The organism is Ruegeria sp. YTSA219 (genome assembly GCF_059609985.1).
On the sequence record NZ_JBXWMT010000002.1, the window covers coordinates 80,471 to 107,368 of the forward strand.

General features: G+C 57.8%; 28 protein-coding genes. 12 read left to right on the forward strand and 16 right to left on the reverse strand.

Annotated elements, in window-relative coordinates:
* Positions 1–34: 34 nt before the first annotated feature.
* A complete protein-coding gene (locus AC2FFB_RS03420) occupies positions 35–397 on the reverse strand; it encodes a nuclear transport factor 2 family protein (RefSeq protein ID WP_142633450.1) in 363 nt (120 codons plus the stop codon).
* 109 nt (positions 398–506) lie between these two features.
* Here AC2FFB_RS03420 and AC2FFB_RS03425 point away from each other — a divergent pair, with 109 nt between their 5' ends.
* From AC2FFB_RS03425 to AC2FFB_RS03435, 3 genes are all read left to right on the forward strand, one after another.
* Positions 507–2,114: a peptide chain release factor 3 gene (locus tag AC2FFB_RS03425; RefSeq protein WP_271947403.1), complete on the forward strand. Its 1,608-nt coding sequence runs from the start codon at positions 507–509 to the stop codon at positions 2,112–2,114.
* Positions 2,115–2,132: 18 nt separating this feature from the next.
* Positions 2,133–3,074, forward strand: a complete 942-nt coding sequence (locus tag AC2FFB_RS03430; RefSeq protein ID WP_496874500.1) for a glycosyltransferase family 2 protein — start codon at positions 2,133–2,135, stop codon at positions 3,072–3,074.
* 184 nt (positions 3,075–3,258) lie between these two features.
* Positions 3,259–4,632: a DEAD/DEAH box helicase gene (locus tag AC2FFB_RS03435; RefSeq protein ID WP_496695658.1), complete on the forward strand. Its 1,374-nt coding sequence runs from the start codon at positions 3,259–3,261 to the stop codon at positions 4,630–4,632.
* Here AC2FFB_RS03435 and AC2FFB_RS03440 read toward each other — a convergent pair.
* The 3 genes from AC2FFB_RS03440 to AC2FFB_RS03450 are packed head-to-tail and all read right to left on the reverse strand — an operon-like array spanning position 4,629 to position 6,633.
* A complete protein-coding gene (locus AC2FFB_RS03440; protein WP_271947409.1) occupies positions 4,629–5,531 on the reverse strand; it encodes an EamA family transporter in 903 nt (300 codons plus the stop codon). The two genes, AC2FFB_RS03435 and AC2FFB_RS03440, sit on opposite strands and share 4 nt — an antisense overlap.
* A gap of 21 nt (positions 5,532–5,552) precedes the next feature.
* Complete coding sequence (locus AC2FFB_RS03445; protein ID WP_281971989.1) at positions 5,553–6,437, reverse strand: fatty acid desaturase; 885 nt, start codon at positions 6,435–6,437, stop codon at positions 5,553–5,555.
* Complete coding sequence (locus AC2FFB_RS03450; RefSeq protein ID WP_142635106.1) at positions 6,430–6,633, reverse strand: DUF2061 domain-containing protein; 204 nt, start codon at positions 6,631–6,633, stop codon at positions 6,430–6,432. Before AC2FFB_RS03450 ends, AC2FFB_RS03445 begins: the two co-directional genes overlap by 8 nt.
* Positions 6,634–6,740: 107 nt before the next feature.
* Here AC2FFB_RS03450 and AC2FFB_RS03455 point away from each other — a divergent pair, with 107 nt between their 5' ends.
* Positions 6,741–7,610, forward strand: coding sequence for a helix-turn-helix domain-containing protein (locus AC2FFB_RS03455; protein WP_142633438.1), 870 nt, complete (start codon positions 6,741–6,743; stop codon positions 7,608–7,610).
* A 79-nt stretch (positions 7,611–7,689) separates the two neighbouring features.
* Positions 7,690–7,872 (forward strand): hypothetical protein, encoded by a 183-nt coding sequence (locus AC2FFB_RS03460; protein WP_142633436.1) that lies wholly within the window; start codon positions 7,690–7,692, stop codon positions 7,870–7,872.
* A 1-nt stretch (position 7,873) separates the two neighbouring features.
* Here AC2FFB_RS03460 and AC2FFB_RS03465 read toward each other — a convergent pair whose 3' ends face one another.
* The 4 genes from AC2FFB_RS03465 to bcoG are packed head-to-tail and all read right to left on the reverse strand — an operon-like array spanning position 7,874 to position 11,571.
* Positions 7,874–8,632: an SDR family oxidoreductase gene (locus AC2FFB_RS03465; RefSeq protein WP_496693442.1), complete on the reverse strand. Its 759-nt coding sequence runs from the start codon at positions 8,630–8,632 to the stop codon at positions 7,874–7,876.
* Positions 8,629–10,095 carry a carnitine 3-dehydrogenase gene (locus AC2FFB_RS03470; protein WP_496874501.1) on the reverse strand — a complete coding sequence of 489 codons (1,467 nt, stop codon included), beginning with the start codon at positions 10,093–10,095 and terminating at the stop codon, positions 8,629–8,631. The genes AC2FFB_RS03465 and AC2FFB_RS03470 overlap by 4 nt, the downstream gene beginning before the upstream one ends.
* Positions 10,095–10,649, reverse strand: coding sequence for a lipocalin/fatty acid-binding family protein (locus AC2FFB_RS03475; RefSeq protein WP_496874502.1), 555 nt, complete (start codon positions 10,647–10,649; stop codon positions 10,095–10,097). Before AC2FFB_RS03475 ends, AC2FFB_RS03470 begins: the two co-directional genes overlap by 1 nt.
* Before the next feature lie 7 nt (positions 10,650–10,656).
* Positions 10,657–11,571 (reverse strand): 3-dehydrocarnitine:acetyl-CoA trimethylamine transferase BcoG, encoded by a 915-nt coding sequence (gene bcoG / locus AC2FFB_RS03480; protein ID WP_281994518.1) that lies wholly within the window; start codon positions 11,569–11,571, stop codon positions 10,657–10,659.
* 131 nt (positions 11,572–11,702) lie between these two features.
* Here bcoG and AC2FFB_RS03485 point away from each other — a divergent pair, with 131 nt between their 5' ends.
* Complete coding sequence (locus AC2FFB_RS03485; RefSeq protein ID WP_142633426.1) at positions 11,703–12,689, forward strand: GlxA family transcriptional regulator; 987 nt, start codon at positions 11,703–11,705, stop codon at positions 12,687–12,689.
* 68 nt (positions 12,690–12,757) lie between these two features.
* On the opposite strand, the gene AC2FFB_RS03490 is transcribed toward AC2FFB_RS03485, so the two are convergent.
* Genes AC2FFB_RS03490 through AC2FFB_RS03500 form a run of 3 tightly spaced genes read right to left on the reverse strand, consistent with a single transcriptional unit; the run spans position 12,758 to position 15,763 of the window.
* Entirely contained in the window at positions 12,758–13,804 is a 1,047-nt protein-coding gene (locus AC2FFB_RS03490; protein WP_142633424.1) for an aldo/keto reductase, read from the reverse strand.
* A gap of 29 nt (positions 13,805–13,833) precedes the next feature.
* Complete coding sequence (locus tag AC2FFB_RS03495) at positions 13,834–14,292, reverse strand: DNA polymerase III subunit chi (RefSeq protein WP_271947429.1); 459 nt, start codon at positions 14,290–14,292, stop codon at positions 13,834–13,836.
* Positions 14,293–14,296: 4 nt separating this feature from the next.
* On the reverse strand, positions 14,297–15,763 hold the full coding sequence (locus AC2FFB_RS03500) for a leucyl aminopeptidase (RefSeq protein WP_496712926.1): 1,467 nt from the start codon (positions 15,761–15,763) through the stop codon (positions 14,297–14,299).
* Positions 15,764–16,009: 246 nt separating this feature from the next.
* On the opposite strand from AC2FFB_RS03500, the gene lptG reads away from it, so the two are divergent.
* From lptG to rsmA, 5 genes are all read left to right on the forward strand, one after another.
* A complete protein-coding gene (gene lptG / locus AC2FFB_RS03505; RefSeq protein WP_142633419.1) occupies positions 16,010–17,110 on the forward strand; it encodes an LPS export ABC transporter permease LptG in 1,101 nt (366 codons plus the stop codon).
* Positions 17,110–19,272 carry an LPS-assembly protein LptD gene (locus AC2FFB_RS03510; protein ID WP_281971986.1) on the forward strand — a complete coding sequence of 721 codons (2,163 nt, stop codon included), beginning with the start codon at positions 17,110–17,112 and terminating at the stop codon, positions 19,270–19,272. The genes lptG and AC2FFB_RS03510 overlap by 1 nt, the downstream gene beginning before the upstream one ends.
* Positions 19,263–20,516, forward strand: a complete 1,254-nt coding sequence (locus AC2FFB_RS03515; RefSeq protein ID WP_496688309.1) for a peptidylprolyl isomerase — start codon at positions 19,263–19,265, stop codon at positions 20,514–20,516. The genes AC2FFB_RS03510 and AC2FFB_RS03515 overlap by 10 nt, the downstream gene beginning before the upstream one ends.
* Positions 20,513–21,475: a 4-hydroxythreonine-4-phosphate dehydrogenase PdxA gene (gene pdxA / locus AC2FFB_RS03520; RefSeq protein WP_496874503.1), complete on the forward strand. Its 963-nt coding sequence runs from the start codon at positions 20,513–20,515 to the stop codon at positions 21,473–21,475. Before AC2FFB_RS03515 ends, pdxA begins: the two co-directional genes overlap by 4 nt.
* A gap of 84 nt (positions 21,476–21,559) precedes the next feature.
* Positions 21,560–22,402 carry a 16S rRNA (adenine(1518)-N(6)/adenine(1519)-N(6))-dimethyltransferase RsmA gene (rsmA, locus tag AC2FFB_RS03525; RefSeq protein WP_142633406.1) on the forward strand — a complete coding sequence of 281 codons (843 nt, stop codon included), beginning with the start codon at positions 21,560–21,562 and terminating at the stop codon, positions 22,400–22,402.
* Between the two features lie 58 nt (positions 22,403–22,460).
* Here rsmA and AC2FFB_RS03530 read toward each other — a convergent pair whose 3' ends face one another.
* The 3 genes from AC2FFB_RS03530 to prfA form a co-directional block, all read right to left on the reverse strand.
* Entirely contained in the window at positions 22,461–23,036 is a 576-nt protein-coding gene (locus tag AC2FFB_RS03530; RefSeq protein WP_142633403.1) for a DUF4167 domain-containing protein, read from the reverse strand.
* Between the two features lie 237 nt (positions 23,037–23,273).
* Positions 23,274–24,119 carry a peptide chain release factor N(5)-glutamine methyltransferase gene (gene prmC, locus AC2FFB_RS03535; protein WP_496688316.1) on the reverse strand — a complete coding sequence of 282 codons (846 nt, stop codon included), beginning with the start codon at positions 24,117–24,119 and terminating at the stop codon, positions 23,274–23,276.
* Positions 24,116–25,171, reverse strand: a complete 1,056-nt coding sequence (prfA, locus tag AC2FFB_RS03540) for a peptide chain release factor 1 (RefSeq protein ID WP_281971980.1) — start codon at positions 25,169–25,171, stop codon at positions 24,116–24,118. Before prfA ends, prmC begins: the two co-directional genes overlap by 4 nt.
* Before the next feature lie 63 nt (positions 25,172–25,234).
* Here prfA and AC2FFB_RS03545 point away from each other — a divergent pair, with 63 nt between their 5' ends.
* Entirely contained in the window at positions 25,235–25,522 is a 288-nt protein-coding gene (locus AC2FFB_RS03545; protein ID WP_142633397.1) for a hypothetical protein, read from the forward strand.
* Here AC2FFB_RS03545 and AC2FFB_RS03550 read toward each other — a convergent pair.
* Positions 25,463–25,867 (reverse strand): DUF1499 domain-containing protein, encoded by a 405-nt coding sequence (locus AC2FFB_RS03550; RefSeq protein WP_496712993.1) that lies wholly within the window; start codon positions 25,865–25,867, stop codon positions 25,463–25,465. The genes AC2FFB_RS03545 and AC2FFB_RS03550 overlap by 60 nt on opposite strands.
* A 69-nt stretch (positions 25,868–25,936) precedes the next feature.
* On the reverse strand, positions 25,937–26,884 hold the full coding sequence (gene speB / locus AC2FFB_RS03555; protein ID WP_496874504.1) for an agmatinase: 948 nt from the start codon (positions 26,882–26,884) through the stop codon (positions 25,937–25,939).
* Between the last annotated feature and the right edge of the window lie 14 nt (positions 26,885–26,898).

A 26,898-nucleotide genomic window follows, 5' to 3' on the forward strand; every position in this document is an offset into this window, starting at 1 on the left:
CAGCAGACAGGGAAGACAGATTGATGACAAGGGGTTAGTAGAAGAACTCTTCCCGTACGATCTTGCCATCCGCGACGTGATACAGCGCAACTTCGCGCATATCGAAGCTCTCACCGCTTTCCTTGAACTTGCCCTGCACCTCAAAGATCACGGCAAAACGGTCTTCGCCATGCACCATCGGGTCACTGACGTTTCCGCCCGTCACTTCGGTCGAACTCTCCCACCAATCGTGCTTGCCACGGATCGCGTCGCGCCCATGCGCCTCGCGTCCCATACCGGATGCATCGACGGCCTCAACCGAAACGGCATCTGCCGCATACAGCTTATCCAGATTGGCCTTGGCCCGGTTTTCCCGGCATCCCGCCACCAGCTCATCGGCGATTTCTTTCAAATTCATTGATCCTCTCCATTATTTGTTCACTATATGTTCTTATTGCCACAGGCAGACGATTCGAACCAGCCTCTTTGTCTTGCTTCGGCAGAATTCCCCGCCTATACGCGCGACTATGCTTGATACCGCCACGAACCAACCCACCTTGCCGCCCGAGATCGCCCGGCGCCGGACATTTGCCATCATCTCGCACCCGGATGCGGGCAAGACGACCCTGACGGAAAAGTTCCTGCTGTATGGCGGCGCCATCCAGATGGCCGGTCAGGTACGCGCCAAGGGTGAGGCACGGCGGACACGTTCGGATTTCATGCAGATGGAGAAGGATCGCGGGATCTCGGTCTCAGCCTCGGCCATGTCCTTCGACTATGGAAACTTCCGGTTCAATCTGGTGGACACGCCCGGCCACAGCGATTTCTCGGAAGATACCTATCGCACTCTGACCGCAGTGGACGCGGCCGTGATGGTGATCGACGGCGCGAAAGGTGTGGAAAGCCAGACCCAGAAACTGTTTGAGGTCTGCCGCCTGCGCGACCTGCCGATCCTGACCTTCTGTAACAAGATGGACCGCGAAAGCCGCGATACGTTCGAGATCATCGACGAAATTCAGGAAATGCTGGCCATCGACGTCACGCCCGCTGCCTGGCCGATTGGAGTAGGCCGCGACTTTATCGGCTGTTACGACATGCTGCGCGACCGGCTGGAGCTGATGGACCGCGCTGACCGTAATAAAGTGGCCGAAAGCATCCAGATCAACGGGTTGGACGACCCCAAGCTGGCCGAACATGTGCCCGAGCACCTGCTTGAGAAGCTGCTGGAAGAGGTTGAGATGGCACGCGAATTGCTGCCCGCGCTTGACCCCCAAGCGGTATTGGAAGGCCACATGACCCCGATCTGGTTCGGCTCGGCGATCAATTCGTTCGGCGTCAAGGAACTGATGGAAGGCATCGGCGCCTATGGTCCACAGCCGCAGGTACAGTCCGCGGAACCCCGTCAGATCGCGCCAGAAGAAAAGAAAGTCTCTGGGTTCGTCTTCAAGGTTCAGGCCAATATGGACCCCAAGCACCGCGACCGGGTGGCATTTGTGCGCATGGCCTCGGGCCATTTCAAACGCGGCATGAAGCTGACCCATGTTCGATCGAAAAAGCCGATGGCAATCTCGAACCCTGTGCTGTTTCTTGCATCCGACCGGGAACTGGCCGAAGAGGCCTGGGCCGGAGACATCATCGGCATCCCAAACCACGGCCAGCTGCGCATCGGCGACACGCTGACCGAGGGCGAAGCGATCCGGGTAACCGGCATCCCCTCCTTTGCGCCGGAACTGCTGCAGGCCGTGCGCCCGGGCGATCCGATGAAAGCCAAGCATCTGGAAAAAGCCCTGATGCAATTCGCCGAGGAAGGCGCGGCCAAGGTGTTCAAACCGTCGATCGGATCGGGCTTTATCGTCGGCGTCGTTGGCGCACTGCAATTCGAGGTTCTGGCCAGCCGGATTGAGATGGAATACGGCCTGCCGGTACGGTTCGAGGCGTCTCAGTTCACCTCCGCCCGCTGGGTCAGTGGTGAAAAGGCTGAGGTCGAGAAATTCGTCAATGCCAACAAGCAGCACATCGCTCATGATCATGACGGCGACATCGTCTATTTGACTCGCCTGCAGTGGGACATCGACCGGGTCGTGCGGGACTATCCCGACCTGAACCTGACCGCCACCAAGGAGATGATGGCGTGACGGGGTCACGAGCTTCATATGCCGGATAATGTCCCAAGCTGGGGCATTGTATCAACGATCCGGGGCTCGGCCCCGGACATACTTCGGTTTGCGGCCTATCACCTCGATCTCGGGGCCGACCGAATGTATCTGTATCTGGACGAGCCCTGCCCGGCTGCGTTCAACGCCCTGAACCGCCACCCACGGATCGAAATACGCAACTGCGACGAAGGGTACTGGGCGAACCGAAAGCGCGAGAGGCCCGACAAACATCAGGTCCGGCAAACCGCAAATGCCAGCTTTACTTACAGAAAGGCTGAGGTCGACTGGCTTGCCCATATTGATCTGGACGAGTTCCTCTGGCCGCAATCCGACCTTGGCGCGATATTAGCGGAGATTCCGCAACGTATCCCAGCGGTGCGCGTTCGTCCGATCGAGCCCGTGGGCGGAACCGAAGACCTGTACAAAGCCTATATCCCCGCAGGTCAGGGCCGTGAAGGGATCGTTCAGGCATTATATCCGAATTTTGGCGGATTTGTTCTGGCTGGATTCCTCAGCCATGTTCAGGGTAAACTTTTTGTTCGCAAAGGCTTACCTCAGATCAATTTCCGGATTCACAATCTGTTTCAGGATGGCGAAATCCTCCCGACCAAGGTCGAGCTGCCCCAGGTTGATCTATGCCACCGTCATGCACCTGACTGGGATCATTGGCTAGCCCATTATCGGTTCCGGTTCGAAAAGGGCTCGTATCAGCCAGGCATGTCACCCAATGTTCCGCGCGAACAAGGCGGGATGAACATGAATGAATTACTGAGCTGGATCGAAAAAGAAGATGGGACTCACGGCCTGCGTGCTTTCTATGATGAAATCAGTGGCACCGACCAAGAAGTTCGCACCCGCCTCGAAAAGTTTGGGCTGATTAGGCACCGTCCGTTGGATTTGGATGGAAAAGTCGCGAAACATTTCCCCAGAAGTACCTGAATTGTTGCGATAAATCCGCATGGTCAGCCGGTGTTGCAGCGTAAAAGTGACTTCATTTGACCCTGCCCCGTGATTTTGTTATGTCCCGCCAAGCCGAAATGCACAAAACATCGCATGGCCATCCGGGCCCGGCACATTCTTTACGCGCGGGCCAGGTTTTAGTGTCCGCAACAACCGGACATACATGACAAAGTTTAACGAACTGAACCTGAACCCGAAGGTCCTCAAAGCCATTGAGGAAGCCGGATACGAAACGCCAACACCGATCCAGGAAGGCGCAATCCCACCCGCGCTTGAGGGCAAGGACGTTCTGGGTATCGCCCAGACCGGTACAGGCAAAACCGCCAGCTTCACGCTACCGATGATCACGTTGCTGGCCCGTGGCCGCGCACGTGCGCGCATGCCGCGGTCGCTGGTGCTGTGCCCGACACGGGAACTGGCCGCGCAGGTGGCCGAGAATTTCGACACCTATGCCAAAAATGTAAAGCTGACCAAAGCGCTGTTGATCGGCGGCGTCAGCTTTAAGGAACAAGATGCGCTGATCGACCGTGGCGTCGACGTTCTGATCGCCACACCAGGTCGCCTGCTGGATCATTTCGAACGCGGCAAACTGTTGTTGACCGGCGTCCAGATCATGGTGGTGGATGAGGCCGACCGAATGCTGGATATGGGCTTTATCCCCGATATCGAACGCATTTTTTCGCTGACGCCGTTCACACGCCAAACGCTGTTCTTCTCAGCCACCATGGCGCCCGAGATTGAGCGGATCACCGATACATTCCTGTCGGCCCCAACCCGGATCGAAGTTGCCCGTCAGGCGACGGCCTCGGAAACCATCGAGCAAAGTGTGGTCATGTTCAAAGGTGGTCGCCGTGACCGCGAGGCCAGCGCCAAGCGCCAGGTCCTGCGTTCGCTGATCGACTCCGAGGGCGAAAAATGCACCAACGCGATCATCTTCTGCAATCGTAAGACCGATGTGGACATCTGTGCGAAATCGCTGAAGAAATACGGCTATGATGCTGCCGCGATCCATGGCGATCTCGATCAGTCACAACGGACGAAAACACTGGACGGTTTCCGTGACGGAACACTACGTCTGCTTGTCGCCTCGGACGTTGCCGCGCGCGGATTGGATGTGCCCTCGGTCAGTCATGTGATCAATTTCGACGTCCCCGGCCACCCCGAGGATTATGTGCACCGGATCGGCCGTACAGGTCGCGCCGGACGCGAAGGCAAAGCGATCACTATCTGTTCGGGACGCGATGAAAAAGCATTGGCCGCGATCGAGAAGCTGATTCAAAAAGAAATTCCTCGCTTGGACAATCCGGTAAAGGAAGAGCCGAAACCCGAGAGGCCAAAGCCCGAGAAAAAGGCCCGGCCGACAGAAGTCCGGCCAACAGAGGCCCCCAAAAGCGACGATAAAAGAGAAGATCGCAAGAAGGATAAAGAAGTCAGAGGCCGTGGACGGCGCGCTGACAACGGTCCTTCGGTCGTGGGAATGGGCGATCACCTGCCCAGCTTTATCGCGCTCAGCTTCGACGAACGCCGCACGGGTTAAATAGACAAAACCAACGCCAGAATTGATGCGCCCAATAACGTCATCCCGGCGATCTCGCGCCGGGTAATGGTTTCGCGGAAAAACAAGATCGACGCGAACAGGCTGAGGATCAGCTCGACCTGCCCCAGAGCCTTGACGTAGGCGGCGTTTTGCAAGGTGAATGCCAAGAACCAGCAGAACGATCCGCACAGGCTGGTCAGTCCGACAAATACGCCTGTTCGGCGTGTCTGCCACACGGCGCGCAGCTCGGCCCTGTCTCGCCACAACAGCCACAGGCCCATGCTGACGAACTGGAGCGAGACAACGACTGCCAGCGTCACAAGTGCCCGAAACCACGCATCAATCTCGCCCAGTTCAAGCGAGGCACCCCGATAACTGACCGAGGAAAACGCAAACAGCACACCTGATCCCAGGCCAAGCCGCGAGGCCCGGTTCGTCAGATGTCGCCACCACGCCCCGTCTCCACCGGGACTTTTCGACAGCAGCAACACAGCCGTCAGCCCCAGAAAGATCGCACCAAGCGCCCAGGACGAGACCTGATCGCCCAGGACCAGAAAACCAACGATGGCGGTCTGGATTACTTCGGTTTTCTTAAAAGTTATGCCGACAGCAAAATTGCGCTGTTTGAACAAGGCGACGACACAGATCGTGGCAAGGATCTGAGCCGTTCCTCCAATGGTGGCAAACACCCAGAACCGGGCGGTCAACGGCGGCAAGGAATACCCCGTCAACTGCAGCGCCACGATCAGAGCGATTAGAACCAGCGGGATTGAATAGGCAAACCGGGCAAATGTCGCCCCGGCGGCCGTCAGCTTTACACTGCTCAGCGATTTTTGCAGCATGAACCGCACCGTCTGAAACGTTGCGGCGGCGATAGTGACAGGTATCCAGAGGCTCATGCCGCCTTTTGTGGCCGCAAATCAACCCTTTGGCCAGAGCGGATGCGCCACCGGGTCTTTTACCTTCCAGAAATACGCCCGGAAAACATCGGCATATGAAGGGTATACATAGGCCTTGTTCGTGGCCAGATAGCTCTCTTTATCCTGCTGGTAGATCTTCGGAAGTTGATACCAGGGGGTACGCGGGTTCAGATGATGAACTACATGTAAATTGTTGTTCAAAAACAGAAAAGACAGTATCCCGCGATCTTCGATGATAACGGTTCTTGCCCCCACATCTTCATGCGCACGGTGTTCCAGAAAAGTGCGTATTTTGACAAGGCCAAGCCCCAAATACGCGGACAGGACATAGGCCCAGACCGGCATGGGCGACAAGGTCACGATCCAGATAACCGCAACCACGCCTGCCATATGCAAAGCCCATGCGCGCAATATGTCCCATTCGCCACGCGCGGCCCCTCGCAACTCGTCCCTGACAAAGGCAACCTGCCCGATTGCAGGGCCCAAAACGATCCGCCCCAACAGAGTATTGTTCACCGATAACAATCGCCTGTGCCAATGACCTAGCCCCGACCAAACTTTTGGGTCCAGATAGTTTGATTCAGGATCATCATAGGGATCGGTCAGCGTTGCATCCCGATGATGCGCCAAATGCAGGTCCCTAAACCGCTGATATGGGATGAACAAGGTCAAGGGCAGCGCCATCAGCGCCTCGTTTAGCCATCTGGCGCGAAAAGGATGCCCGTGCAGTGCTTCATGCGTCAATGATGAATGTAACGCGGCCACCGCGCCCATCACTGGAACCGCTAACCAGATGGGCAGGAAGAAGATCACGGCCAACCAGGCAGCATAACAGGCCAGCATCAGCGTGAAAGTGCCCCATTCCGGACCCGGGCGCTCAGACATTGCGCCCCCACGAAATGCCCGCCCAGACCCTCTCATAAACCACATAGAGTGTCAGCCCGATCGCCGTGTTTACTACGGCCAGAGTTCCGCCAATCGCGGCGGACCCTGTCGCAACCAGCCCAACCACCGACATGATGATCAGGCCCATCACGTTCCACAAAACCGCCTTCACGACCGATCTGCGTCGTGTTTCCATTCCGTCACCCATAATATTGTTATGGCTTTAGAATTAGGGCTTGCCGCTTAGGTTGAAAATTCCGAATATGATTAACAAAACTCATCAAACGTGATATTTATCACGACATGCAGGATAAAATCGACAAACGCGACCGTGCGGCTCAATTCCGTTTGCGCCTTGCCCGCGCAATGGAAGAACGCCAAATCAGCCGAAGCGCCCTCGCGCGCCAGATCGGTGTTGACCGCTCAACCGTATCGCAACTGTTGACCGATCACGGGGCACGGTTGCCGAATGCCCATGTTGTAGGAAGCTGCGCGACAGCATTGGGTGTTTCGGCGGACTGGTTGCTGAGCCTGTCTGACCGGCCGGAAAGCGCGGCCGAGTTGCTGGCTTTGTCGCTGAGCATGACTGAGGCCCCCCGCGCCCTGGTAGATGAGCGCATATTCGAGTGGCACCAAGAGGCAGCGGGTTACAAAATCAGATATGTTCCTGCGACCTTGCCCGACATGCTCAAGACCCGCACCGTTCTGGAATGGGAATACGCACCGCATCTGGGGCGCACGGCAGATCAGGCCATAGGTGCGTCCGAAGATCGACTGACCTGGATGCGCAGCGCCCAGTCCGATTATGAGATCGCAATGCCGATGTACGAAATCGACAGCTTTGCGCATGCAACCGGCTATTATCAAGGCCTTAGCCTTCGCAAGCGGCTGGATCAGATTGACCACCTTTTGGAGTTGTGTGAACAGCTCTACCCACGGCTGCGTATCTATCTGTTCGATGCCAAACGGCTGTATTCGGCTCCCGTAACGATTTTCGGTCCACTTCTTTGCGTGTTTTACGCAGGAAGCCATTACATGGCCTTTCGCGATCGCGACCGGATTGAAATTTTCAGCCGCCATTTCGACACTCTGGTTCGCGAGGCGGTCGTGACCGCACGGGACTTTCCAGAGCACCTGCAACAGCTCAGAGCAGCGATTTCCCGCGACATGTGATGCATCCCCGTACAACCTGTGGTATCGTCGCCGGGCGCGAACTTTCGGGCATTCCGACCACAGACGGAGGACCACAGGAATGGACGCACTGAAAACAGCCCAATATGCACGGGCTTTGTACACGGCGCACGGTGACCAGGCCGAGGCAGAAGCCGCGATGAAAATGCGCGAATGCGAGGCCGCCGGGAACGCTCAGCAAGCCCGCGATTGGCAAGCCGTTCGTCAGACCATCCGCCAAATCCGAGGCCCCAACCAGGGCTAGGTTACAGTTTCGGGTCGGGATTGACCGTGTGACCATCCACCGCGATCACCTGACCCGACACCAACCGCGCCGCGCCAGAGGCCAGAAAGACAGCCATATTGGCGATGTCCTGCGCTTCGACGAAACGACCCATGGACGTGCCCGAGGCATAGCCCTGATAGACCTCGTCCCGGCTCATGCCTTTGGTCGCCGCCTCGCGCGCCAGCACGCCCTCCATCCTTGGCCCCTCGACCGCGCCGGGGCAAATCGCATTGGCGCGTATGCCGTGGGGGCCAAGCTCCATTGCCAGTGTTTTCATCAATCCGATCACTGCCCATTTCGCCGCGGCATAGGGCGCACGAAAGGGATAGCCATATTGCCCCGCCGTGGATGAGGTCAGGATGATGCTGCCGGCACCGGCAGATTTCATCATAGGCGCGGCGTATTTGGCGGCCAGAAACGCCCCGTCCAGATTGACCGCAACGCACCCCCGCCAGTCCTTCAGGTCGATATCCTCGATTGCGCTGGTCGGCCCGGCAATCCCCGCATTGGCGCAGAGCGAATCCAGACCGCCCGCATCTGAAATCGCGGCGAAGACGGCGCGCATATCACCCTCATCCGCCACGTCAGCATGGTGGGCTGTCCAATGACCCGGCACGCCATCTAGCGCCGCCCGATCAATATCTGTGATCCAGACTTCATACCCGGCCGCATCAAACGCCTCTGCCATAGCCCGACCAACACCCGAAGCGCCAGCCGTCACCAACACCCGGCAGGTCATGAGGGTTTCCGGATCGCAACCCCGGCCCCTTCGGGATAAGGCAATCCGGCCTGCGCTTCGGCGATGCGGGCCATCGCGGCCTCAATGCTGGGCGATGGCGGGCTGGGGCGACGGGTGTCCAGGCTGACATGCAGCAAAAAGCTCTCCCCGGTCGCCAGCAGCGTCTCACCGCTATACATGCTGTGGAACACGTGCAGTTTCTTGCCCTGCCCCAACAGCATCTGGGTGCGTACCTCAATCTTTGCGCCCGCATGGACCTCATTCATGTAACGAATGTGGTTTTCCGCGGTGAAATAGCTGCCCCCGGACGAGATATATTCCATATCGCAGCCGATGATCTCCATGAAGCGGTCGGTGGCGGCAGCGAAGGCCTCAAGGTATTTGGCTTCGTTCATGTGACTGTTGTAATCGGTCCAATCCAAAGGCACGGCACGAGACAGAGTCAGGATCGGTTGGCTCAGATCCGCTTGCTCCAATGATGGCAGCGCACCCGGTTTCAGTAGCGCGTCATGCTGGTTCAGCACCGCCCCCGCGCCCCAGTTCTGCGCCTTGAGTGCGCGCATCATCCCCACGAGGTTGTTGTCGCGGATACGCTCCAGCTCGCGGATCGAATGCATGCCTGATTGCGCATCCGACTGATCCGCAATCAGATCCACAAGCTCTTCAGTGAATTCGGGCACATCCATCAGCTTGGTCCAGGGCCATTTCAGTGCCGGGCCGAACTGCGCCATGAAATGCCGCATCCCGGCCTCGCCGCCGGCGACACGATAGGTTTCGAACAGACCCATCTGCCCCCAACGGATGCCAAACCCCATACGGATCGCCTCGTCGATTTCCTCGGTCGTGGCGACACCGTCCTTGACCAGCCACAGCGCCTCGCGCCAGACAGCCTCAAGGAACCGATCAGCGATATGGGCGTCGATCTCTTTCTTGACGTGCAGCGGGAAGAACCCGACCGATTTCAGGACGTCTTGCGCCCGTTCGATCATCTCGGGCGGGTTCGCGCCAGTTGGCACCAGTTCGATCAGCGGCAGAAGGTAAACCGGGTTGAACGGATGCGTCACCACGATCTGTTCGGGGCGCAGCGCGCCGTCCTGCAATTCAGACGGCTTGAACCCACTAGTCGAGGAGCCGATGATCGCACCCGGATCACAAACCTCTTGCAAGCCCTTGTAAACTTTCAGCTTCAGGTCCAGCCGTTCCGGCACACTTTCCTGAATCCACTCGGCACCCTGTACCACATCGACTATATCATCATGGAATGACAACGCACCTTCAGGCGGCAACGGGACGTCGCTCAGCCCCGGTAGCGAGCGGCGCGCATTGTCCAAAACTTCTCCGATCTTACGCTCGGCTTCCGGGTCCGGGTCGAATACCCGAACGTTCCAACCGTTCAGCAGGAACCGCGCGGCCCATCCGCCGCCGATAACTCCGCCGCCAATGATTGCTGCTGTTTTTGTCATCACTTCACTACTTTCAACTCTTGAGGGTCAAACCCATTTTCGCTCAGTACGTCACGCGCAATCGTCAGTTGATTTTGTGTGATCGTTAAATCTCTGCTCAGTACAACTGCAAACGACCTATCTGGGCGGGCCAATACAACCATCTGCTCCCCGTCACCCACGTAGATGATGTGAAACTTTGTGGGGCTTGCGGCAGTGATGTCATATTCAAGTGCAGACTCGGATCGCCGGGTAGGCACGCTCAGGTGGTTTTCAAAGCAATCACTTGCTCCTGCGATGTACCCAAAACATTCGGTCCGGTCCGGGTCACGCAATTGATAGCTAGGGTATGGCTGTCCCTCAAGCCTCACAAAAAGCCGTTTCGTGTTCTTGCTTTTGCGTCTGAACGCAGCCACTTCGAAATACGGCTCGTCAAAGATCGACCAATTCACCGCTTCGACAGGTTGAATAGCAAATTGACGCGCTCGAAAGCCTTCATTTCCGACCAAGCCACACGCTGGAACCAATCCAACGAGCAAACATCCGACTACCCATGAAATAACTCGGCGGAACATGGCCCGCCTAGCTTTTCGGCGCCCGCTTCACCAACCCAAGCTTCTCGCGGACCTCCTGAGGCCCGATCACCCGCGCGCCCATATTCTCGATGATGCTACCCGCGCGTTCTACCAGTTGCCAATTCTCGGCCAGCACGCCTTTGTCCAGCCACAGGTTGTCCTCCAGCCCGACGCGCACGTTGCCGCCCGCCAGAACCGCAGCGGCCACATAGGCCATCTCATTCCGGCCCAATGAGAACGCGCTGAAGGTCCAGTCGTCCGGCACGTTGTTCACCATCGCCATGAAGGTGTTCAGATCATCCGGCGCACCCCATGGAACGCCCATGCACAGCTGAACCAGAGCGTTCGGTTCCAGAACGCCCTCTTTCACCAACTGCTTGGCGAACCACAGATGACCGGTATCAAAGGCCTCAATCTCGGGCTTTACCCCCAGATCGGTCATCATCTGGCCCATCGCGCGCAACGCACCCGGGGTGTTGGTCATCACATAATCGGCCTCGGCAAAATTCATGGTGCCGCAGTCGAGGGTGCAGATTTCCGGCAGGCATTCGGCCACATGGGCCACACGCTCGGTCGCGCCAACCAAATCAGTTCCCGCCTCGGCCAGCGGCAGCGGGTTTTCGATACCGCCAAACACCATGTCGCCACCCATGCCAGCAGTCAGGTTCAGCACGGCGTCGACCTCGGCATCGCGAATGCGATCTGTGACCTCACGATACAGTGCCAGATCACGCGAAGGCGCTCCGGTCTCAGGGTCGCGCACATGGCAATGCACCACCGCCGCCCCTGCCTTGGCTGCAGCTATCGCGCTGTCGGCGATCTGCTTTGGCGAACGCGGCACATGCGGGCTGCGATCCTGCGTCCCACCCGAGCCTGTGACGGCGCACGTAATGAAGACTTCGCGGTTCATTTCCAAAGGCATGGCGTTCTCCCCAGCTTATACCCGGTTAACCCTGAGTTTTCCCCAGGCTTCTCCACGGATTCCGATTTGCTTTCGCCCCCGAGTTTGGCGCAGCTTTGGTCAAACACTTGTCAGAATGCGAATCGAACTTGATGAAATCCGCAAAAAACATATTGCAGCCCGAACATCGTGCCCTGAAAACGGCTGTGCTGGTGCTGGACGAATGCAACACGCTCAGCTTTGCGTCGGCCGTTGATCCAATGCGCGCCGCCAATCGGTTGGCGGATCGTCCGGCCTTTGACTGGGATTATGTGACAGCCACTGCTGAACCGGCCATGCTGACCAGTGCGCTTTCGGTTCCGGGTGTACCTTTGGCCCGGCTGCAATCCTGCGATCTGATGATTGTCGTTGCCGGGTTCCAACTGGCCCGCCATGCCACACCCAGCCTGCTGGCCGGCCTACGCCGCATCGCCAAGACCGGCGCCACAATGGCAGGTATTGATGGCGGTCCCTGGCTGCTGGCCGAGGCAGGCCTGCTGGACGGCCACGCCGCCACCACCCATTGGGAAGATTTGGAGAACTTCTCTGCCCGCTTCCCCGAAGTGGACGTGCGCCCTGACCGGTTTACCGTTTCTGAAGGCCGCCTGACCTCGGGCGGGGCGATCCCAGCGGTCGAGATGATGCTGCATATCATCGCCGCCCGCCATGGCGCCGGATTTGCCGCCCGCGTCTCGGGTCTGTTCCTCTATGACGGTGCGCCTGATCCCACAAAACCACAAAGCCGCACCGGTGCGCCGCACCGCCACACAGCTTTGACCGCCAAAGCCAATACGCTGATGCAATCCGCACTGGACGACCCTATGCCATTGGCAGATATCGCCGAAACCCTGGGCACCAGTTCACGCACCCTGCAACAGCAATTCCGCCTGCGCCTGAACACCACGCCGCAGGACCATTACCTGCAGCTCCGACTGGCCGAGGCGCGCAGATTGGTGACGGACACCGATATGTCACTGATGGATGTGGCTCTGGCGACGGGTTTCGCCTCGCAATCCAGCTTTTCCCGTGCCTTTCGCACAGCGCACGGCCTTTCGGCCCGGGACCTGAGGCAAGACAGGACACAACCCAGCCATCACTAAGCGGATCTGCTTCATCTGGCTGAAATACCTCGGGGGAGGCTCCGCCTGCGGAGACGAGGCCAGCGTCCCTAAAACGGCATAGGATGCGCGCGATGCGCTTCGGTGATTTCAGTCAGGATTTCCCCAGAAAGGCGAAGTTCCTTACCGTCGAGAATATGCCCAAGCTGCGCCACCGTTGTCGCGCCGAAAATGGCCGACATCATGAAGGGCCGCGTCCGGCACCAGGCCAGCGCCATATGGACCGGGTCCAGATCGTGGCGGTCAGCGATCTCTAGATAGGCCGCAACCGCCTCAAATGCCCGTCTGCGATGACGTCCACCCACCTCAGGCACCAATGACATCCGCGAACCCTCGGGCACCATGCCGTTTTGGTATTTCCCGGTCAAAAATCCGGCGGCAAGCGGTGAAAAGGCCATCAGCCCCACATCCTCATGCGCGCTCAGCTCGGCCATATCGGTGTCGAAATGCCGGCACATCAAAGAATACTCATTCTGAACCGATGCCACGCGAGGCGTGCCGGTGGCTTCGGCGATCCGCAACCACTGAGCGGTGCCCCAAGCGCTTTCGTTCGAAAGGCCAAACGCTCGGATATTTCCTTTGTTGACCTGTTCCTTCAGGGCAACAAGGCACTCGTGCATATTGTCCAGAACCTCATCGGTATTGTGCCCCGAAGGCGCATAGGTCCAGTTTTGCCGGAACATATAGCTGCCGCGGTTCGGCCAGTGAAACTGATAAAGGTCGATGCAATCCGTTTGCAGTCGGCGCAAGGAACCTTCGACCGCCTCGGGGATTGTCTGCGGTGAAATCGGTGCGCCATCGCGCGCATGTGCGAACCCTGCCCCAGAATGCTTGGTTGCCAGAACATATTCACCACGCCGTGACGGGTTGGCGGCGTTCCAGTTGCCCAGAATTTCTTCGGTCCGGCCCACCGTCTCTTTCGAGATGGGATTCACCGGATACATCTCGGCGGCATCGACAAAATTAATGCCCCCATCAAGTGCCATGTCCATCTGAGTATGCGCGTCGGCCTCGGATGTCTGCGTACCAAATGTCATCGTACCCAGACACAGGTCTGTCACCATGATTCCAGTACGGCCCAGGGGCTTCATTTCCATCGCTCATTCTCCTGAAATCTGCGGAGGCCCTATGCCTCGGCTTTTTTTTCCCACCGGCCCGATTCCTCGGACCAATATTGCGCCGAACAGCCCGCCCCGGTCAGTGTTTTCCATTGCCCGCGGGCATGTTGGAGAGCCTGATCATCATTCCCATCGAACAGGATGCACACGCGTTCCAGCGCGTTCACTTCCTCGGGTTCAACCGCGGCACCATCAACAGCCATCACGCAAGCCGGATCATTTGCGGCCTCGGCCCCTGTCGTCAGCAATATGGGCTGGTCCCTGTCATGCGGCCCCCCGGTGCGGCCATGTGGCAGGAACCCTTCCTCGGGGCCCTGCCACAGCTTTTCGTCCAACCAATCCATCCGTGCGGGATCAGTTCCCCGCACGGCTATCTTCCACCCGGCCTGCCGCGCCTTGTCCAGCAACACGGGCAAGGTGTTTTCCAGCGGTTGGCGGGTCAGGTGATAGAAATAAACGGCGCCCATTGGATTATTCGAAATTGTCCTGCACGAACCGGCTCAGTGCGCGGACACCCCAACCGGTGGCCCCTTTGGGCGCATAGGATGTCTCGGTTGCAATCGAAGCCACCCCAGCAATGTCCAGATGGATCCAGGGGGTTTCGTCCTTCACGAACCGCTGCAGGAACTGCGCAGCAGTGATGGATCCGGCAGGTCGTCCACCGACATTCTTCATATCGGCGATACGCGATTTCAGCTGCTCGTCATAGGCTTTGCCCAGCGGCATCCGCCATGCGCCCTCATCCTCGGCCCCGGCAGCCTTTAGGAAGGCGTTGCAGAACGTGTCATTGTTCGAAAAGACACCGGCATTCTCATGCCCAAGCCCAATGATGATCGCGCCGGTCAATGTTGCCAGGTCGATCATGCCCACGGGGGCAAACCGCTCTTGCGCGTACCACATCACATCACACAGGACCAAACGGCCCTCGGCGTCGGTATTGATGACCTCGACCGTGTCGCCCTTCATCGACTTGACGACATCGCCGGGGCGCGTGGCATTGCCCGAAGGCATGTTTTCCACTAGCCCGACAAGGCCCACGACATTGGCTTTGGCCTTGCGCTTGGCCAGCGCCCGCATGGTGCCGGCGACCACACCTGCCCCACCCATGTCCATAGTCATGTCTTCCATGCCTGCAGCGGGTTTCAAGGAAATGCCGCCGGTGTCAAACACGACGCCCTTACCCACCAGCGCCAGCGGCGCATCATCCTTGTCGCCTCCATTCCACTGCATCACCACAACCTTGGACGGGCTGACCGAGCCCTGCCCGACGCTTAACAAGGTGCGCATACCCAATTCGGCCAGTTTGTCTTCGTCGAGCACTTCGACGTCCAGGCCAAGTGCCTTCATTTCGGACAAACGATCCGCGAATTCGGTCGTTGTCAGCACATTGGCGGGTTCATTGGTCAGGTCCCGTGTCATCCGAACGCCATCGGCAATCGCATACAGCGGTGCGAATGAGGCTTCGACCTCATCATGTTTCTGATGACTGATTGTTACTGGTCCGGCTTCATCCGAATCTCGGGTTTTATGGGCATCGAAATCATAGCTGCGCAAAACGATCCCCAATGCCAGTTCTTCGGTCCGAGCCTGATTTCCGGCCATGACCAACAAGGGCTGGTGATCAGACAATTTGGCCAGCTTCGCCCCGGCCTTGCGCGCCTCTGCAGCATCGGCACGGCGCGACAGCACGAGAATATCAAGCGCTTCAGCGGCCATTCCGCCTGGCCAGGCAAGAGAGACTACATCGCCGGATTTCACCTTTTCGAACCGGTCGCTTTCGACAAGTCGCGCGACTGCGCCCCGGGTCAGACGGTTGGCGCGGCGTGCAGCTGGGTTCATCTTGCCTTCATCCGAGACAATAATCACGACGCGCCCTTTGGTCTGCGCCATCACGTCCACGTCAAAAGCCTTAAACTGAATTGGAACAAGACTGCTCATTGGGAACTCCTGAAAATCTGTTTCCCAAGACCTAGCCCGCGGCGACCGCATTGACCAGATAGCAGTTTTCCCCGCCGGGCATTTGCATTACAGTCGCGGAAAAAGTTCCGGCAGGGTCGGAGAGCGGGAGGGCGAATTGGCAAATCGGGGCAGGCATAGGCCGTTGCGCGCTGGCGCATGTACCGCTGATTCTCTTAACTTCAAGGCCCCCGCTGCAGGCAACGCAGTGATGCCGGGGGCGCGTTTGTGATCCTGGATCGATATTTTGCCCGCCGGTTCACCCAGAGCTTTCTGGTCATTGGCTGTATCTTTTTGACGCTGATGATTCTGATCGATCTGATTGAACAGGTACGGCGCTTTGATGAGGTCGATCTGTCATTTGGCCGGCTTTTGTATCTGACCCTATTGAATACGCCCGCCGCCATCGGTGAGATGCTGCCCCTGCTGATCATCCTGTCCACGATTGCGTTGTTCATCGGATTGGCGCGCAGCTCGGAATTGGTGGTGACGCGCTCGATCGGGCGATCTGGAATTCGCGTCCTGCTTGCACCTGTAACTTTGGCCCTGTTGATCGGAGCCTTGGCGGTTGCGGTGCTTAACCCGTTTGCTGCCGCAACTTCCGAAGAATTCCAACGGCTTTCCGATTCCTACCGTAACCGCACCAGCTCAGCTCTTTCGATCAGCAGTGAGGGTTTGTGGTTACGGCAAGCTACAGAAGAGGGCCAATCGGTTGTCCACGCGCGCCGAACGTCCAACGGTAACACCCTGCTGTTGAAGGACGTCACCATAATAACATTCGACGCGATTGGTCAGCCGACACGCCAGATCTCTGCCAAACAGGCCAAGTTGGAAGACGGTTTTTGGGTTTTACAGGATGCCAAGATCTGGCCGCTTATGAACGGCATCAATCCCGAAGCTGGCTCGAAAGAGCATGATCGTCTGGAGATTCCGACCACCCTGACACGTCAGCGCATTCTGGACAGGCTGGCCAACCAGGATTCGATGTCTGTCTACGATTTGCCCCAGTTGATCCGAGACCTGCGCGAGGCGGGCTTTTCGACCAAGCAATACGAGGTCTGGTTTCAGGTCCAACTGGCAAGACCTCTGTTTCTGGTCGCAATGGTCTTGATTGGCGCGGCCTTTACCATGCGGCATGTCCGGTTCGGCGGCACCGGAATAGCGGTGCTGACGGCTGTGTTACTGGGCTTCGCCATCTATTTCGTCCGTAATTTCGCGCAAATATTGGGAGAAAACGGTCAGTTGCCTATCTTCGTTGCAGCCTGGGCCCCGCCATTTGCGGCCATCCTTCTTTCTCTTGGCCTGCTGTTGCACGCGGAGGATGGCTGATGCGCAAATTCGCTCTGCTATTGCTCTCGGGTGCGGTTGCATTGTCTTTGCCTTCGGGTGTCCTGGCCCAGACTTTGCCGGAACAGGATCAAACGACGGACGCGTCCCAGCAAGAGCCACCAGCCTTACTTGTTGCCGACAAGATTTTCATAACCCCAGAGCGTGTGCTGATCGCAGAGGGCAATGTCGAAGCGTTTCAGGGTGACGTCAAAATGACGGCCAGTCGGATTTTGTACGACCGCGAAAGCGGTGAGCTTACACTGGAAGGACCGATCCGGATTGATCAGGGCAATCGAACGACAGTTCTGGCGGATTCCGCAGAACTCGACCGGGGTTTGCTCAACGGCCTTTTGATCGGCGCCCGAATGGTGTTCGACCAACAGGTGCAAATTGCCTCGGTGCAGGCGACACGTGCTGGCGGCAGATACACCCAGTTCAGCAAAGTCTCGGCGACGTCTTGCCATGTCTGCACGGATGGGCGGCCACCGCTCTGGCAAATCCGTGCCCGCAAGGTGACCCATGATCAGTTGGAACGACAGCTTTATTTCGAAGGTGCGCAATTCCGGGTGTTGGATGTGCCGGTCTTCTATTTCCCTTACCTGCGTCTTCCCGATCCAACGCTGGACCGGGCGACTGGTTTTTTGGTCCCATCGGTCCGCACCACCTCGCAGTTGGGCACAGGCATAAAGGTTCCCTATTTCTTCAAGCTTGGAGATCATAAGGACCTCACGCTGACACCTTACCTTTCCGGCAAGACCAGAACTCTGGGCTATCGCTATCGTCAGGCCTTTAAGAACGGACGGATCAAAATCGAAGGCGCGCATACTCGCGATGACCTTCAACGGGACGAGGCGCGCGGATATTTCTTTACCAACGGTTGGTTTGATCTGCCGGACGACTATCGCCTGACCTTCAACATTCGAACCACGTCCGACGATTCCTATCTGGCTGATTACGGCCTGCCCGACTTTGACCGTCTGCGCAGCGAAATTGCCCTGGAAAGGATCAAGCGCGATACCGCTTTCCGGACCAGCCTAAACCACTATAAAACCTTGCGAGATAGCGAGGATCAGGATCAGATTCCTTCTCGCATCTTCGACCTGAACTATCGCAAACGCTTCTTCCCGGCAGCTGTCGGAGGAGAGGTGCGGATGGCTTTCATCGGCCATGCCCATGAAAGAACGAGCAATGAGGACGTTATCGGGCGCGATGTTGCCCGAGCGACCTTCGATACCGAATGGCTGCGCAGCTGGATACTGGGCTGGGGGCTGCGTGCAGATGCCCAAGTAGGCGCGTCAATCGACACGTTCAATATCCGCCACGACAGCGCCTATCCCGATCAGGTGACCCGCACGACCCCGCGTGCCGCACTGACGCTGCGCCTTCCAATGACTCGCCGCGAGGCGTCGGGCGCAACCCAGTTGCTGGAACCCATCGCGCAGATCGGGTGGACGCATGTCTCCGACAATGATGTTCCTATCGACGAAAGTACGTTTCAGGAGTTTGACCAGGGTAACCTGTTATCCCTGTCCCGATTCCCTGCCGAGGACAGGCGCGAAGATGGAGTCAGCGGCGTTGTTGGGATGAATTGGGCGCGTTATGGCTCCAGGGGCTGGCAAGCGCGTGCCACGATCGGTCAGGTCTTTCGTGCGGATGCTGATCCCGACTTTAACCTTACATCGGGCCTTCAGGGCACTTCGTCCGATGTGTTGATCGCCGGTCAACTTGAAACGCCCAATGGGTGGTCTCTGGCCGGGCGAGGTTTGGTGAACGGAGATTTCAGCTTTGCCAAGGCCGAGCTGCGTGCAGCATGGCAAAAGGAAACAACGGCCCTCAGCGGAAGCTATGTCTGGCAAGAACCCGATCCCGCAGAAAATGTCGACGATGAGATTTCTGAGATCTGGTTGCGCGGGCGGTACGACATCGATCAGAACTGGCAAACCCGTGCTCAGGCGCGGTATGACCTGAGCGAATCTGAACCGATCAGATATGGGTTGGGTATCACGTACCGGAACGAGTGTGTTCAGGTTAACATGTCGGTCAGCAGGCGCTATACCTCGTCATCAAGTATTGAGCCTTCGACCGAATTCGGCTTTACCGTAGCTCTGACAGGATATTCTGTCGAAGGTGGCGGCAAACAGTACAAGAGAAGATGCAGTTGATAACAGGTTTTTCACGTTTCTTTCGTTCCAGCCATATCGGGCTGGTTGCTCCGGCACTGGTTGCAGTTTCGATTGCCATAGCACCTGTAAAGGCAGTGGCGCAGAACCTGTTCTCGCCTGCCATAAAGGTCAATCAAGACATCGTGACCTGGTATGAGCTGGAACAGCGCCTGCAATTCCTGTCGATTCTGGGTGTTCCCGGCGCAACCGAGGAAGACGTGCGCAAAGCTCTGATAGACGACCGCCTGCGCAAACAGGCGATGCGCGACGCTGGAATCGTGGTCGCCCCCGAAGACGTTCAGGTTGGAATAGACCAATTTGCAGCCCGCGGTCAGCTTTCGAGCGACGAATTCCTGCAGCTTCTGGCGGATGCCGGTGTTGACCGTGAGACGGTTCGGGATTTCATCGAGGATCAGATTTCCTGGCGTGAATTCGTCAGCGCGCGTTTTCTGTCGCAGGCGAGACCATCGGAAGACGAGATCAATCGCGCACTTGGACAATCTGGAAGTGGTGGCCTGCAAGTCCTTCTTTCGGAAATCATTATTCCTGTGAACCAACAAAACCTGCCACAGGTTCAACTGCTGGCCGAAGAGATCGCCTTGATCGAGGGCTATGATTCCTTTTCAACCGCCGCAACACAGTACTCGGCGGCCGGAACTCGCACCAATGGGGGGCGCCTTGACTGGTTGAACTTGACCGATCTGCCCCCGGCGCTGCAGCCGGTCATCATCGGGCTCAAAAATGGTGACATCACCCAGCCCATTCCGCTGCCCAATGCCGTTGCACTGTTTCAGATGCGCGGTTTGCGTGAGACCGCTGCGAGTACGCCCACCTATTCCGAGATCGACTATGCTGTCTATTACATGCCCGGTGGTCGTAGCGCGGAAACACTGGCCGCAGCCGAAAAGCTGAAAGAAGAAATAGACACTTGCGATGATCTGTACGGTATCGTGCAAAACAAGCCAGCAGAAGTCTTAGAGCGGAATGTCAGCAAACCGTCGGAAATCCCGCGCGATATCGCATTGGAACTAGCCAAACTGGACCTGAACGAAGTTTCAACCACGTTGACCCGTAACAACGGCCAAACACTGGCTTTTGTGATGTTGTGCACACGTACCCGCAACCTTGGCGAAGAGACAACGCGTGCAGATGTCGCCAATGCTCTGACCCAGCAAAGGCTGCAAACACTTGCAGAAAGCCTGTTGGGGCAAATGCGTGCCGACGCAACTATTGTTGAACAATGAAGCCAATCGCGCTCAGCTGCGGCGACCCGGCCGGAATTGGGCCCGAGATCGCCGCAAAAGCCTGGGCCAGCCTTAGAACCACCTGCCCTTTCTTCTATATTGGCGATGCCGCGCATTTGCCGCCCGAGACACCGTCGGTACAGATCAGCGACGCCTCTCAGGCGGTCGAGATCTGTGGCTCTGCCCTGCCCGTACTGCAACTGGACTTTCCAGCCCCCAACCGGTCTGGGCACCCTAATCCAGCCAACGCCAGATCAGTTGTCACTGCCATTGAAACCGGCGTGGCGCTGGTTCAGTCCGGTTCTGCATCGGCGCTATGTACCGCACCGATCCACAAGAAAGCACTTATCGACGGGGCAGGTTTCTCATTCCCCGGCCATACTGAATTTCTGGGCGCCTTGGCTGGGTCCCAACGTGTTGTGATGATGCTGGCGAGCGACCAGCTGCGCGTTGTACCAGCAACCATCCACATCCCGCTCTCACGCGTTCCTTGCGAGCTTACGCCCGAGCTTTTGCGGGAAACCATCGAAATCACCGCCCAGGGACTACAATCACAGTTCGGTATTGCCACCCCGCGGATAGCCGTCGCGGGCCTCAACCCGCATGCCGGTGAAGGCGGCAAGATGGGACAAGAAGAACTGGACTGGATTGCGCCGCTGATCGCGGAGCTGCCCCGCAAAGAGTATACCGTAACCGGCCCGCACCCCGCGGATACATTGTTCCACGCCGCAGCGCGCGCGCGCTATGACGCCGCCATCGCCATGTATCACGATCAGGCTCTGATTCCGATCAAGACGCTGGATTTCGATCGCGGTGTGAACGTCACACTAGGCCTTCCATATATCCGAACCTCACCCGATCACGGGACTGCACTGGACATTGCGGGGCAAGGCCTTGCAAACCCGACCAGCCTGATCGAAGCGCTGAAACTTGCCCAGCAGATGGCACAAAGCTCTTGATCCTTCAGCGGGCTGTAAATATCCCGGCCAGAGGTAAAAATTCTCTGGCGCTCTCCTATCAAACCGCGCCACGGTGATCGGATCATGAGCACTATCGACAACCTTCCCCCTCTGCGCGAGGTTATCGCCTCGCATCAACTCTCGGCTCGCAAGTCGCTGGGCCAGAACTTTTTGCTGGACCTGAACCTGACCGCCAAGATCGCGCGGCAGGCCGGAGATCTTGCGGAATGCGATGTTCTGGAAATCGGCCCCGGCCCCGGCGGGCTGACCCGTGGGCTACTTTCAGAAGGTGCGCGCAAGGTTGTTGCAGTTGAAAAAGATACCCGCTGTATCGCTGCCCTGAATGACATCTCCGCCGCCTATCCCGGCAGGCTTGAGGTCATCAACGGTGACGCGCTTGAGATTGATCCGCTTACGCATCTGACCCCTCCGATCCGTGTGGCGGCGAACCTGCCCTATAACGTCGGTACCGAATTGCTGGTCCGCTGGTTGACTCCGCCGCAATGGCCTCCGTTCTGGCAAAGCCTGACCCTGATGTTTCAGCGCGAAGTGGCGGAACGGATCGTCGCCCAACCCGGCGGAAAAGCCTATGGCCGCTTGGCCATCCTTGCCCAATGGCGGGCCGACGCGCGCATCGCCATGTCACTGCCACCCGGCGCGTTCACCCCGCCCCCCAAGGTTTCAAGCGCTGTGGTCCACCTGACCGCCCTGCCTCAACCACGATATCCGGCTGACCCAGCCACCCTGTCCCGCGTGGTTGCCGCCGCATTTAATCAGCGCCGCAAGATGCTGCGGGCTTCACTGAAAGGCGTCGCACCCGATATCGAAGACCGCCTGATAACCGCCGGGATCAAACCCACCGAACGTGCGGAACAAGTGCCTTTAGAAGCGTTCTGCGCATTGGCCCGCGAAGTCAAAAGATCCTGAAACAAAAAACCCTGCGGCCTAACAGACCGCAGGGTTTTTCTTTTCTATACTGGCTGATTTACTCTGCCGCTTCAGGCGTATCACCGTTGCCAGAGGGCGCGTCCTCAGTCGCAGCAGGTGCGGCTTTGGGCTTGCGCGCCCGAGGCCGGCGGGCCGGTTTTTCTTTTTTCTCGGCCTCTTCAGGGCTTTTGCTTTCAGGCGTTTCTACAAGCCCGGATTCCGGAGCAGCTGCGTCAGCGGCAAACCCCATCACATCAGGTTGAGGTGCTTCAGCGGGATCCGACTGGCGGACGGTTTCGCGTTCCTGACGCTCGGTACGCTCACGATCTCGTTCAGCCTGGCGTTCGCGATTCTGACGCTCTTGCTCCTCACGGCGTGCATCCATTTCACGCTGAGCTTCGCTAAGCAAACGCAGGTAATGTTCGGCGTGCTGCTGAAAGTTTTCGGCAGCTACACGGTCGTTAGACAACTGAGCATCGCGTGCAAGCTGATTATATTTATCAATAATCTGTTGCGGCGTGCCACGCACTTTGCCCTCTGGGCCAGAACTGTCGAAAACTCGGTTTACGACGTTGCCGCCAGAAGGACGATTGCGGTTATTCTTTGCCCGAGAGCGGGATTTGGAAGATCTCATCTACTTTAGTCAGCCTTGTCGTTCGCTGCCGATCAGTTCGCGTCTTGCACTGCTCAAGGGCTTAGCTATGACACGATGTCGGCTTTTTTGGGCTTGGCGTCAGGGGCCCGCTGTAACAGCGTCAACCTCTCTGACTACACCTGAGTAAACACGTCCAGAGCGTGCAGACAAGAGGTTTGTCCCAATTTTTGTACCTTTTTTATATCAATCGGCGCATTTCGGCCTCAGAATGTTCCGTCATGAAGGCATTCTGGCGAAAACGACGCGGTCGCGACCGTCCAGATCGGGAATGATCCGTACGTCTGTCAATCCTGTTGCGTCAAACAAAGATGCGACGCTCTGCCCTTGCTCGGGTCCGATTTCGACAAGTAACCGACCATGGGGCAATAGAAAATCCGGGGCGGCGGCAGCAATCCTGCGGTAGGCCCCCAAGCCGTCACCTTCGTCTGTCAATGCCATCCGCGGCTCATGGTCCCGCACTTCAGGTGCCAGGGTGTCCATTTCCGGAAGGGAAATATAGGGCGGGTTTGAAACAATCAGGTCAAATTTAGCTTCAATGTCTCCAAACCAATCGGATTGCTTAATTTCGATCCGGTTCTGAACATCGTGTTGCACGGCATTTGCACTGGCCTGTAGGCAGGCCGCCTTACTCAGATCCACACCAATACCCGATGCACTGGTGCGTTCGGACAGCAATGTGATCAGGATGCACCCCGATCCAACCCCCAGATCGAGGACATAGTCAAAGGGTTCGCTCAGCGCGGCCTCGATCAGAACCTCTGTTTCCGGGCGTGGATCCAGCACGTCCCGGCTAACTTTGAACCGACGGCCGTAAAACTCACGTTCCCCCAACAGATGAGAAACGGGCACACGAATGACCCGAAGCGAGATCAGTTGCTCGTATCGCTCAGCAATATCCGGTAAAAGCTCTTCGGGTGTAATCAGTGTCACGCGACTTGCTTCGATCCGGGCGGCGTGGGCGAGTAGAACCCGCGCATCCCGCGCCGGATCAGCCACACCAGCCGCACGCAATCTTGCCGTAGCGGCCACCATTGCCTGAGCCGCTGTCTGGCCGCCGGTCATTGCGCCATCTCGGCCAGGAGACGCGCCTGATCATCCGCGGTCAATGCGTCGATTACCTCATCCAGATCGCCCTGCATCACCTGATCCAACTTGTACAGCGTCAGATTGATCCTGTGGTCCGTCATGCGGCCTTGCGGGAAATTATAGGTCCTGATCCGTTCCGACCGGTCGCCAGACCCGACCTGGTTCGCCCGATCTGCCGAGCGTTCGCTGTCAATCCGCTGACGCTCCTGATCATAGAGTCGAGTCTTCAGAACCTGCATCGCGATCTCGCGATTGCGGTGTTGAGATTTCTCGGAGCTGGTCACCACAAGCCCGGTGGGCAAGTGTGTAATCCGCACGGCCGAATCGGTGGTGTTCACGTGCTGCCCACCCGCACCCGAGCTGCGCATCGTGTCGATACGGATATCATTGGCGTCGATCTGAATATCGACATCCTCGGCCTCGGGCAGAACCGCCACCGTCGCCGCCGAGGTATGAATGCGCCCGCCACTTTCGGTCTCCGGCACCCGCTGCACCCGGTGAACGCCAGATTCGTATTTCAAACGGGCAAAGACGTTGTCGCCTTTGATATGGGCAACCACCTCTTTGATGCCGCCTAGATCCGACGCCTGCTCCTCGATAATCTCGAATTTCCAACCGCGCGCTTCGGAATACCGCTGATACATGCGCAGCAGGTCGCCCGCAAAAAGCGCGGCCTCATCACCACCGGTTCCAGGACGGATTTCCAGCATGGCCGGGCGCGCATCGGCTGCATCCCTAGGCAACAAGGCCAGTTGCAGGGCGTGTTCGGCACCGGGAATTTGGGCCTGCAGGTCGGGGATTTCCTCTTCGGCCAGCTCCCTCATATCGGGATCGGCCAGCATCGCCTCGGCCTCGGCAAGGTCAGTGACCAGCTGGCGCCATGCCATGATCTGATCGACCACGGGCTTGAGGTCCGAATATTCCTTGGCCAGCACAGCAATATCGCCGCCCAAAGCACCATCTGCCATGGCTGCTTCGAGGTATTGGAATCGCTGAGTTATCTGTTCAAGGCGTTCTTCGGGGATCATCCGGGCGGTGTCTCTTAATCCGGGGCTATGGTCAAGGGCTGTCCGTATGCTAAGCTGCCCCGCATGAGACGGTTGGTTCTGGTTCTATCGCTTTTTGCGACGCCCGTGATGGCCGATGTCGTCGGTCCCGGCGGCAAGGTACAGGACTGCTATTGCACTGACAAATCCGGGTCACGCGTTGAATTGGGTGAGATGATCTGCCTGCAGGTCGACGGTCGCATTTTCACTGCACAATGTCAGATGTCACTGAACGTTCCGATGTGGCGCGAGGTACAGGAAGGATGCCTGTCCTCAGGGCTGCATCCGCGCGAGCCAGCCATCAACGCGGTTTCGGTTTACCCCAAAATCTGAGCGACCAAAGCGCAACCTGCCATAGATGCGCAGTGTATCGCCGTTCTGCTGGGCGGTTGTGTAATCTGGAAAACCTATCACTTTGGTACGGGTGATATAGGTGACCATCCCGTCATCAATTGACCCGGCCAGAACCTTTGTACGCGGAGCGGACGCAGCGATTTCGTTCAACTGCGCCAACCCGTCCGGCCCCGTTTCAAGTACTCGCACGACGCCACCACGGAGGTCTCTGTTCGCGTCGCCGACGGGGGTATTGTGCCAGATGGCGGGATCAGATGGCGCAAGCCGTATATACGCCCCCACAAGGACAATCAGACCAGCAATCAGCCACAGCGCCATTTTCATCTTTTCCACTCTGTTAGATTGCGGAACCATATGCAGTTCCGCATAGCAAACAAGAGACTGCCGTGATCCCTACCGTGACGTCACTCCGGGCAATATGCACAGCAGTTCAAACAGCAGATTGGCAGCGGTCAGCGCCGTATTGCCAGAGGGATCATACGGCGGAGAAACCTCGACCAGATCACACCCAACCACATTTGTCCCGCCCAGGGCATGGATCAGTTGCAACGCTTGCGGTGTGGTTAACCCGGCGATCTCGGGCGTGCCGGTTCCGGGGGCGAAAGACGGGTCCAGACTGTCAATGTCATAGGAGATATAGACCGGATGATCCCCGATCTCATTGCGTATCTGCGCGCCCATGACCGTCAGGTTCTGCTGCCAAAGCTCCCATGCGGGGTATTGGCGAAAGCCCCACCCTTTGGCCTCGGTAAAGTCCGATGCCGCATAGCCAGAGCCTCGGATGCCGATCTGAAAGGTTTTGTCCGGCACGATCAGCCCTTCTTCATAGGCGCGCCGGAAAACGGTGCCGTGGGTTTCCTTTTCCCCAAACATCTCATCATTCACATCCGCATGAGCATCCACATGCACCAGCGCCACAGGCCCGTGTTTCGCGGCTATGGCCCGCAGGATCGGCAAGGTGATCGAGTGATCGCCCCCCATCGCCACAGGTGTCACACCCTGCGCCAGAATCGCGTCATAGCTTTCCTTGATGATCCTTAGGCTGTCGGACAGCGAAAAGGTGTTGATCGCCAGATCGCCGATGTCGGCGATTTGCAGGCTGTCGAAGGGGGCCGCAAAGGTGGCCATATTGTAAGGCCGCAGCATCGCACTTTCGCTGCGGATCTGTTTCGGTCCGAACCGTGTCCCCGACCGCCAAGAGGTGCCAATGTCCATCGGGATGCCTATTACGGCCACATCCAATCCGGCCAACGTATCCGCCTGCGGCAGGCGCATAAACGTGTTTGGGCCGGAAAAACGCGCCAGATCGTTACCGCTGATTGGTTGGTTGAATTGTGTCATGCCGTTATGTCTTC

Coding starts and splice junctions, on each gene's coding strand:
- AC2FFB_RS03420 (WP_142633450.1), bottom strand. CDS start 397: ATGAATTTGAAAGAAATCGCCGATGAGCTGGTGGCGGGATGCCGGGAA.
- AC2FFB_RS03425 (WP_271947403.1), top strand. CDS start 507: ATGCTTGATACCGCCACGAACCAACCCACCTTGCCGCCCGAGATCGCC.
- AC2FFB_RS03430 (WP_496874500.1), top strand. CDS start 2,133: ATGCCGGATAATGTCCCAAGCTGGGGCATTGTATCAACGATCCGGGGC.
- AC2FFB_RS03435 (WP_496695658.1), top strand. CDS start 3,259: ATGACAAAGTTTAACGAACTGAACCTGAACCCGAAGGTCCTCAAAGCC.
- AC2FFB_RS03440 (WP_271947409.1), bottom strand. CDS start 5,531: ATGAGCCTCTGGATACCTGTCACTATCGCCGCCGCAACGTTTCAGACG.
- AC2FFB_RS03445 (WP_281971989.1), bottom strand. CDS start 6,437: ATGTCTGAGCGCCCGGGTCCGGAATGGGGCACTTTCACGCTGATGCTG.
- AC2FFB_RS03450 (WP_142635106.1), bottom strand. CDS start 6,633: ATGGAAACACGACGCAGATCGGTCGTGAAGGCGGTTTTGTGGAACGTG.
- AC2FFB_RS03455 (WP_142633438.1), top strand. CDS start 6,741: ATGCAGGATAAAATCGACAAACGCGACCGTGCGGCTCAATTCCGTTTG.
- AC2FFB_RS03460 (WP_142633436.1), top strand. CDS start 7,690: ATGGACGCACTGAAAACAGCCCAATATGCACGGGCTTTGTACACGGCG.
- AC2FFB_RS03465 (WP_496693442.1), bottom strand. CDS start 8,632: ATGACCTGCCGGGTGTTGGTGACGGCTGGCGCTTCGGGTGTTGGTCGG.
- AC2FFB_RS03470 (WP_496874501.1), bottom strand. CDS start 10,095: ATGACAAAAACAGCAGCAATCATTGGCGGCGGAGTTATCGGCGGCGGA.
- AC2FFB_RS03475 (WP_496874502.1), bottom strand. CDS start 10,649: ATGTTCCGCCGAGTTATTTCATGGGTAGTCGGATGTTTGCTCGTTGGA.
- bcoG (WP_281994518.1), bottom strand. CDS start 11,571: ATGCCTTTGGAAATGAACCGCGAAGTCTTCATTACGTGCGCCGTCACA.
- AC2FFB_RS03485 (WP_142633426.1), top strand. CDS start 11,703: ATGAAATCCGCAAAAAACATATTGCAGCCCGAACATCGTGCCCTGAAA.
- AC2FFB_RS03490 (WP_142633424.1), bottom strand. CDS start 13,804: ATGGAAATGAAGCCCCTGGGCCGTACTGGAATCATGGTGACAGACCTG.
- AC2FFB_RS03495 (WP_271947429.1), bottom strand. CDS start 14,292: ATGGGCGCCGTTTATTTCTATCACCTGACCCGCCAACCGCTGGAAAAC.
- AC2FFB_RS03500 (WP_496712926.1), bottom strand. CDS start 15,763: ATGAGCAGTCTTGTTCCAATTCAGTTTAAGGCTTTTGACGTGGACGTG.
- AC2FFB_RS03510 (WP_281971986.1), top strand. CDS start 17,110: ATGCGCAAATTCGCTCTGCTATTGCTCTCGGGTGCGGTTGCATTGTCT.
- AC2FFB_RS03515 (WP_496688309.1), top strand. CDS start 19,263: ATGCAGTTGATAACAGGTTTTTCACGTTTCTTTCGTTCCAGCCATATC.
- pdxA (WP_496874503.1), top strand. CDS start 20,513: ATGAAGCCAATCGCGCTCAGCTGCGGCGACCCGGCCGGAATTGGGCCC.
- rsmA (WP_142633406.1), top strand. CDS start 21,560: ATGAGCACTATCGACAACCTTCCCCCTCTGCGCGAGGTTATCGCCTCG.
- AC2FFB_RS03530 (WP_142633403.1), bottom strand. CDS start 23,036: ATGAGATCTTCCAAATCCCGCTCTCGGGCAAAGAATAACCGCAATCGT.
- prmC (WP_496688316.1), bottom strand. CDS start 24,119: ATGACCGGCGGCCAGACAGCGGCTCAGGCAATGGTGGCCGCTACGGCA.
- prfA (WP_281971980.1), bottom strand. CDS start 25,171: ATGATCCCCGAAGAACGCCTTGAACAGATAACTCAGCGATTCCAATAC.
- AC2FFB_RS03545 (WP_142633397.1), top strand. CDS start 25,235: ATGAGACGGTTGGTTCTGGTTCTATCGCTTTTTGCGACGCCCGTGATG.
- AC2FFB_RS03550 (WP_496712993.1), bottom strand. CDS start 25,867: ATGAAAATGGCGCTGTGGCTGATTGCTGGTCTGATTGTCCTTGTGGGG.
- speB (WP_496874504.1), bottom strand. CDS start 26,884: ATGACACAATTCAACCAACCAATCAGCGGTAACGATCTGGCGCGTTTT.